General features: G+C 66.0%; 1 protein-coding gene. It reads right to left on the bottom strand.

Annotated features, from left to right (window positions below; all coding sequences use genetic code 11):
- Window positions 1-173: 173 nt before the first annotated feature.
- Window positions 174-1061: an HlyC/CorC family transporter gene (locus JYJ84_RS36825; RefSeq protein WP_122946222.1), complete on the bottom strand. Its 888-nt coding sequence runs from the start codon at window positions 1059-1061 to the stop codon at window positions 174-176.
- Between the last annotated feature and the right edge of the window lie 272 nt (window positions 1062-1333).

Genomic DNA, 1333 nt, shown 5'->3' on the forward strand with positions numbered 1-1333 from the left:
GCCTTGTGGGGTGGGGGGTGATTTGTTTTTTTTTTCGTGGGTCGTGGCAGCGCGGCAGCGCGCGGCCGGGTGTCGGCGCGAGCAGGCCGCCAGCCGGGCGGGACAGGATCGGATCGTCCATGTGAAGCGGAAGTGGGCGAGCGGTTGTGGAACGCGCGGCTGGCGCGCGACGGTCAGTCCTCGTGCGAGGCTTCGGCGCGACGGCTGGCGAGTGGGTTGCGGCGCACCAGCAGTACGTGGACCTGGCGCGCATCGCCGCGCTGGATCTCGAACACGAGGTTGCCGAGCTGCAGCTTCTCGCCGCGATGCGGGACGCGGCCGAAATGATGCGTGATCAGCCCGCCGATCGTGTCGACTTCGTCGTCGGGGAAATCGGTGCCGAACGTCTCGTTGAACTGTTCGATCTCGGTGAGCGCGCGCACGCGGTAGCGGCCATCGGGCCCCGAGATGATGTTGCCGGCTTCCTCGTCGAAGTCGTATTCATCCTCGATGTCGCCGACGATCTGCTCGAGCACGTCCTCGATCGTGATCAGGCCCGCGACGCCGCCGTATTCGTCGACGACGATCGCGAGGTGGTTGCGGTTCACGCGGAAGTCGTGCAGCAGCACGTTCAGGCGCTTCGATTCGGGAATGAACACGGCCGGGCGCAGCATGCCGCGCACGTCGAATTCCTCTTCGGCATAGAAGCGCAGCAGATCCTTCGCGAGCAGCACGCCAATGACGTTGTCGCGGTTCTCCTCGTACACGGGGTAGCGCGAGTGCGCCTTCTCGAGGACGAACGGGATGAAATCTTCGGGCTTGTCGGCGATGTTGATCGCGTCCATCTGCGCGCGCGGCACCATGATGTCGCGCGCGCACAGGTCGGATACCTGGAACACGCCTTCGATCATCGACAGCGAATCGGCGTCGATCAGGTTGCGTTCGTGGGCGTCCTGGAGGATTTCCAGCAGCTCGGCGCGGGATTCAGGCTCGGGCGAGATGAAGTCGGTCAGGCGCTCGAGGAGCGAGCGCTTTTCTTGCGGTTTGTCGGTTGGCTTACGACTGGGATACGAATCGTTCATGGTGGTGCGCCCGGGTCATGCCGGAGCGCGCTGTCACGGAGTAGGCAAGGATACACCAAGGGCACGACGCGACCGTGTCACACCGGCCGCACGGCCAGGGTGGGCAGCGCGCGCGGGCCCCGCTCGGGAACGGTCGCGCCGGGCGCGACCTCGTCCTCGGTTCCATCCTATCTCAGAAAAGGGCGCGGGGCAGCGGCGAAAAAAATCGGGTGCGGAAGGGGCCGGGAACCGTGACGCGGGAAAGCGCCCGGCCGACGCGGCCAGCGGCGGCA

Origin of the sequence: Burkholderia sp. LMG 13014 (assembly GCF_905232215.1) — a bacterium.
Lineage (GTDB): Bacteria > Pseudomonadota > Gammaproteobacteria > Burkholderiales > Burkholderiaceae > Burkholderia.